Annotated in this window: 8 protein-coding genes; 2 read left to right on the top strand and 6 right to left on the bottom strand. The window is 60.8% G+C overall.

Features of this window, described 5'->3' with window-relative positions; translation table 11 throughout:
• The 5 genes from EN925_RS21360 to EN925_RS39740 form a co-directional block, all read right to left on the bottom strand.
• The coding region (locus EN925_RS21360) for an ATP-binding cassette domain-containing protein (protein ID WP_164894311.1) at positions 1–443 on the bottom strand (443 nt) is incomplete at its 3' end.
• 124 nt (positions 444–567) lie between these two features.
• Positions 568–1017: a MucR family transcriptional regulator gene (locus EN925_RS21355; RefSeq protein WP_013532467.1), complete on the bottom strand. Its 450-nt coding sequence runs from the start codon at positions 1015–1017 to the stop codon at positions 568–570.
• A gap of 162 nt (positions 1018–1179) precedes the next feature.
• A complete protein-coding gene (locus EN925_RS21350; protein ID WP_024504288.1) occupies positions 1180–1383 on the bottom strand; it encodes a hypothetical protein in 204 nt (67 codons plus the stop codon).
• Entirely contained in the window at positions 1376–2323 is a 948-nt protein-coding gene (locus tag EN925_RS21345; RefSeq protein ID WP_127366039.1) for a DMT family transporter, read from the bottom strand. Before EN925_RS21345 ends, EN925_RS21350 begins: the two co-directional genes overlap by 8 nt.
• 45 nt (positions 2324–2368) lie before the next feature.
• Positions 2369–3202 carry a hypothetical protein gene (locus EN925_RS39740; protein WP_024504290.1) on the bottom strand — a complete coding sequence of 278 codons (834 nt, stop codon included), beginning with the start codon at positions 3200–3202 and terminating at the stop codon, positions 2369–2371.
• A gap of 110 nt (positions 3203–3312) precedes the next feature.
• Here EN925_RS39740 and EN925_RS21330 point away from each other — a divergent pair, with 110 nt between their 5' ends.
• On the top strand, positions 3313–4272 hold the full coding sequence (locus tag EN925_RS21330; protein ID WP_024504291.1) for a LysR substrate-binding domain-containing protein: 960 nt from the start codon (positions 3313–3315) through the stop codon (positions 4270–4272).
• Positions 4273–4368: 96 nt separating this feature from the next.
• On the opposite strand, the gene EN925_RS21325 is transcribed toward EN925_RS21330, so the two are convergent.
• The gene (locus EN925_RS21325; protein WP_127370369.1) at positions 4369–4881 is read right to left on the bottom strand and encodes a DinB family protein; all 513 of its coding nucleotides are present in this window, start codon (positions 4879–4881) and stop codon (positions 4369–4371) included.
• Positions 4882–4940: 59 nt separating this feature from the next.
• Between EN925_RS21325 and EN925_RS21320 the strand changes: the two genes are divergently transcribed.
• Positions 4941–5454, top strand: a 514-nt coding sequence (locus EN925_RS21320; RefSeq protein ID WP_164894310.1) for a glutathione S-transferase family protein, incomplete at its 3' end; no start/stop codon positions are given.

The following is a 5454-nucleotide window of genomic DNA, read 5'->3' as shown; positions in this document are numbered from 1 at the left end:
GAAAAGGAGGAGGCCGGACGCCGTTGCGCAGCGTCATCGAAGCCGAGGCCGGCGAGAATGGTGGCGGCGCGGGATTCGGCTGAGTGCGCGTCAATATCGGCCAGCCGCATATGGATGTCGGCGATGCGGTGCGGATCGGTCGCCGTCTTTTCCTCTTCGAGCAACGCCGTGCGTTCGAGATCGGCCTTGAGCACGATCTCGATCAGCGCATCCTCGGTGCCTGGCGCTTCCTGCGCCACCTGGCCGATGCGGGTGCTCTTCGGCAGGCTGATCGAGCCTGTCTCGGACGGGAAATCGCCGGTAATGGCCTTGAACAGCGTCGTCTTGCCGGTACCGTTGCGGCCGACAAGGCCGGCTTTGGTGCCGGCCGGCAAGGTCAGCGAGGCATGGTCGAGAAGCAGGCGTCCGGCCATGCGGAGCGATAGGTCGTTGATGATCAGCATGGCCGCGCTTTTGCACCGGACATCAACGCTTCGCAAGGCCTTGCGGGCCAGTTGGCCGCACAAGGCCTCGAAACGACGCCCGCGAGGGCGCCGTCAAAGCAGCCGAACAGTGGCTTGCCTGCTCTCAGGCAGTCGCCTTGCGCTTCGTTGCCTTGGCGACAGCGGCCGGCGCTGCTGCCGGCTTGCGGCCCAGTCCCGTCGACTTTGCCAGCGCCGATCGCGTCGCCGAGTAGTTCGGCGCAACCATCGGATAGTCCGGCGGCAAGCCCCATTTGGCCCGATAGTCGTCCGGGCTCAGGCCGTAGTCGGTCCGCAGATGCCGCTTGAGCGACTTGAACTTCTTTCCGTCCTCAAGGCAGATGATGTAGTCGGGAAACACCGACTTCTTCGGATTGACTGCCGGAACCAGGTTTGGAGTTTCCGCGACAACTGCACCAGCGAGCTTGCGAACCGAAGCACTGACGCTGGCAATCAACTCAGGCAGGCCGGAAGCCGGAAGGGGATTGTTGCCTACATAGGCCGAGACAATATCGGCCGTCAGCTCGATAACGGTCTTATCATCGATATTTGACAATTCTTTCACCTTATTTGCGACAAAATCCTCCACCCCAGCGAAGACTTGTGTCGATGTATCTCTTTAACCGCGTCCCCCAACGGACCGCCAAGCCTCATAAAAGAATGAAGAATCGGCCAAAATAGCATTCATGCGAAATCGACGCCGTGCAAATTAGAAAATCTAATACTTGGAACCAGCAGACTTAGCGGCAGGACTTTCGTCCAATATCTCCAGAATACGCTTCCAGCGGGCGCAGCGCGCGAAATCCTTTTGTTCTATCGCCTTTTCGGCCCTCATCGCGGCGTAAAGCGGCGCCTCGGCGCCGAATTCGTCGATCAGCCAATGCGCTTCCTGAATGGCCAGACGCTCATTCTCGTCAAACATGGTTTTCGGCCTCCGAACGTTCCACACCGACCGCGACACAACTGCCGATGACGAGGATGGCTCCGATAATGGCCGTCACCGTCAGCCGTTCGCCGGACAAGGTCAAAAGCAGGGTCGAGGCGATCGGCGTGAGATAGGCGACCACCGCGACCCTGCCGCTGCCTTCAAGCTTCAAGGCGCGCGACCAGAAATAGTAGCCCAAGCCCATCGGACCGGCGCCGAGATAAAGGCCGAGAGCCAGGTCCGCGCCGATGGGCCAGGTGAAACCGTCGCGAGCGCACCACAGAAACGTCAAAGCGACGCCGATCAACGATGAGGGCAGCAACAGGCGATCGGCTGGGGTGGCGACCCGTCCCACCATGATCGAATAGAAGGCCATGCACAGCGCCGACCCGAATGCGGCGAGATATCCGACCAGATCGCCGTCGAACCAGGATTGGTTGCGCCCTCCCGAAATCACCAGCGCGACGCCGATGAAGCCTACCACCGCGGCGAGACCCAACAGTGCCGGACGCCGCGGATTTTCCAAGGCAATGACTGCCGCCGCGACCATCAACGGCCAGGTGTAGGCGACCAGATTGGCCTCGATCACCGGCATCGAAGCGAAGGCGATGTATTGCAGCACCATGGTGCCGACCAGACCGATGAAGCCGACCGCGAGAGAGATGAACGCCGCCCCGGCCGTGACCGGTGCTACTCTTTCCCGGCTCATCAATCGGATGGCCCGGCTCATCAATCGGATGGCGGCGAAGACGAGTGCAGCGCCTGCAAATTGCAGGAACTGGACCTGCGACACCGGGTGGCCGGCCAGCAGGGATTTGCCGATCAGGGCATTGGTGGACCACAACGCCACCGCACCGGCAGCGAAGACCAACGCGGATATCGAGCCGGATCCCTGCCGAAACAATCGGCATGGGATTCTATTTTGCTGTTCGACCATGATCCTGTCCGAAAACCGGTTCCGACTTTTCGGGATCATGGTTCACTACCATGATTCCCTGGCTCCGCCCGGAACCGGAGCATCGACGGCGGCGGGCACGGGATGCTCCGCCTCGAACCGACGGTAGGCCGGGAGCTGGTTGGTCCAGACATCTTCGGCCAGTTCGCTGACCCACTCACGGTCGTGGTCATTGTCGGCGGCGAGATAGAACATTCTGTTGTCGTCGACATAGGGTTTGGCCACCGAGCGCTGGTTGAGCACCAGCGTGACGCGCTCGCCGAACCGGATCGGCGCGGTGCGATGCAGGACGCCCAGGAACTGGCCGAGCGTCGCGTAGTTCATCTTGTGATCGATGCGCATGACACTGTTGCGCGGGATCTCGCGGCCGGATTCGAGAATGGCGCGGCCGGTTTCGGAGTCGTCGCAATAGATTTCGAGGTGGCCGCCGACCAGCGGATTGCTGATCGACAGCGGAATGAGCTCGGTGACCGGAACGCCATCGCAATGCCACTCCACGGCGCCGTCCCTGGGATTCATGAAGGTGACCGTCGAGCCGACGATCGACAGCGGATAGGGCTCCAGCTTGGTGCCCATCATGTCGGACAGCCGCTCCAGGCGCAGCTTGTCATGCAGCAATTCCCTGATCTCGGGGATGAAACGGTCGGCCCCGGTGATGAAGGTCAGATCGAGGTGCTTGTGCACGGCATGGCTGGCCTTGAGCTTCAGGGCAGCCTCCTCGATCGCGGCAAGCAGTGCCGGGTCATAGCCGTGCAGATATTGCGCGACACCGAAACTCGACACTTTCCAGGCGGTTTCATGGCCGATAATGGCTTCGCGGCTCATCGCATAACGCAGTTCGGGAATGGTATGGGCGTTCATTGTACTTCTCCAGGATGGGGGCAACACTTGGTAAACAGTCGATTAATTCACCCACCCCTGTAAAATTAGGAATGCTGGTGCTAGTGTAAGCCAAGCTTAAGGTCGAAACCGTGCGTCTGCTCAGTCAGGTCAACCTCAATTCGCTGAAAATCGTGGAAAGTGCTGCAAGGCACGGTAATTTCACGCGCGCCGGTGAAGAACAGTTTATTACCGCTTCAGCGGTCAGCCAGCGCGTGAAAAGCCTGGAGGATCAGCTTCGTTTCAAGATTTTCCAGCGCGGCGGCAATGCGGTGTCGTTGACGCCGGAGGGCGAGACCTATGTCTCGCGCGTTCGTGAGGCGCTGGAGCGAATCGTCGCCGCCAGCATGGAAGCGACCGGGCAATCGCAGGAGCATGTGCTAAAAATATCGGTGCTGCCGACCTTCGCGGCACGCTGGCTGTTTCCGCGCCTGCCGCTGTTCCAGCAGCAATATCCCGATATCGTGATGCGGGTCTCAACCTCCTACGCGACGCATGAGCTCACGGCCTCGGAATTCGATCTCGAAATCCGTTATGGCGACGGTCACTTTCACGGGCTGCAGTCCGATCTGCTGTTTCGCGAAGACCTGACACCGGTGTGCAGCCGCAAGCTGTTCCACGAAGTCCTCGGCGACAAGCGGCTGTCGAAGGTGACACCGGACGACCTCAAGCACTTCACCCTGCTGCATTCCGACACCTGCACCCAGAATTGGCAGTCCTGGCTTGGTTTCGCCGGCGCCAGCTTCGTGCTCAGCGAGACCAAGAGCATCTATTTCGACTCGTGCATGATGTCCTACGAGGCAGCCAATTCCGGGATGGGCTTTGCGGTGGCCAACCGTGCCTATATGGCCAGCGACATTCGCGCCGAAAGGCTGGTGGCTCCCTTCGCCGTCCATCATCCGAACACGGCTGGCTGGTATTTTGTCTCTCCGCTGAAAGGCCTTGCCGCACGCAAGGTCCAGTTGTTCAAGCAGTGGGTCATGGCGGAAGCGGCCCTGACCCAGTCCCAGTTGGACAACGAAATCAGGGGCGAGGCTTCGACGGCTGCCTGAATCCATCCGGTGCCTACTGATGCAAAGATGATGCTGCAGCACAAAATGCAGCGATGGTCGGCACAACCTTCGGACTGGCTACGCCAACGCCACCGATCAGGCGAAAGCCCTGCCCTCCTCGGTCCGCTGGAAAAGCATCAGGTCCAACCCCAGGCTTGGCCGTCCCAGGCTGGTCAGGATCGTATGCGCCTGGCCGCGATGGTGGGTCTGGTGGTTGAAGACATGGTCCAGCGCCGGCGCCAGCCTTTGCGAGACGGTGCGCATGTCCGAGACGGTCATGTATGTGAACCGGCCCGTCAACGCCTTGTCATTGAGGCCGCCGACCCAATCGATGATCCGCCTGTCCTCGGCTTCACGCGCCGCCCGCAGGCCGGTCAACCCCCGATGCAGGATAGCGTCCAGTGTCGTCGGCGCGTCGCCCTCCCCGGTGAAGCGCTTCATCCAGATGCGGTCGGCAGTCAAAAGGTGGTTGAGCGTGCCCATCATCGAGCCGAAGAAGGCGCCGACATCGCGGTTGAATTCCTCATCATCGAGTTCGGCGGCGGCATCAAAGATGCGACCGTTGGCCCATTGATTATAGGCCGCAAACATCATGAAATGCTGTCTCATGGCTTCCCTCGGCTCGCGTCGATGCGGGGCCTACCTAACCCGCACGGGAGCCGCCGCCAATGACCATTCTGCTTTATGATCTCGTCGGACGCGACAGCACACGTCCGTTCAGCCCGCATTGCTGGAAGGTGGCGATGGCGCTTGCCCACAAGGGGCTCGACATATCAACCGTACCGACGCGCTTTCTCGAGGTGCCCGCTGTCGAGGGCGGCGTTTCGAAAACCGTTCCGGTGATCCGCGACGGCGAGACAGTCCTCGCGGATTCCTTCGCCATCGCGCTCTATCTCGATGAAGCCTATCCGGACCGGCCGACGCTGTTTGGCGGTGAAGGCGGCGAGGCGATGGCGCGCTTCATCGAACGCTGGTCGCAAGTGACCATTCATCCCTACGTGACCACCGCGGCCATCATGGACCTTCATGCCATGCAGGACGCGGAAAACGCCGTCTATTTCCGCCAGAGCCGGGAGCAGCGTCTTGGCAAGAGGCTGGAGGAGGTGAAGGCCGCCAGGGAGGCCGGGCTCGGCACTTTCAGAGCCTCGCTGGAGCCATTGGGCTCGATGCTTTGCTATCAGC

Origin of the sequence: Mesorhizobium sp. M7A.F.Ca.US.006.04.2.1 (genome assembly GCF_004022915.1) — a bacterium.
Lineage (GTDB): Bacteria > Pseudomonadota > Alphaproteobacteria > Rhizobiales > Rhizobiaceae > Mesorhizobium > Mesorhizobium ciceri.
This window is presented reverse-complemented; position numbering and strand designations above follow the sequence as displayed.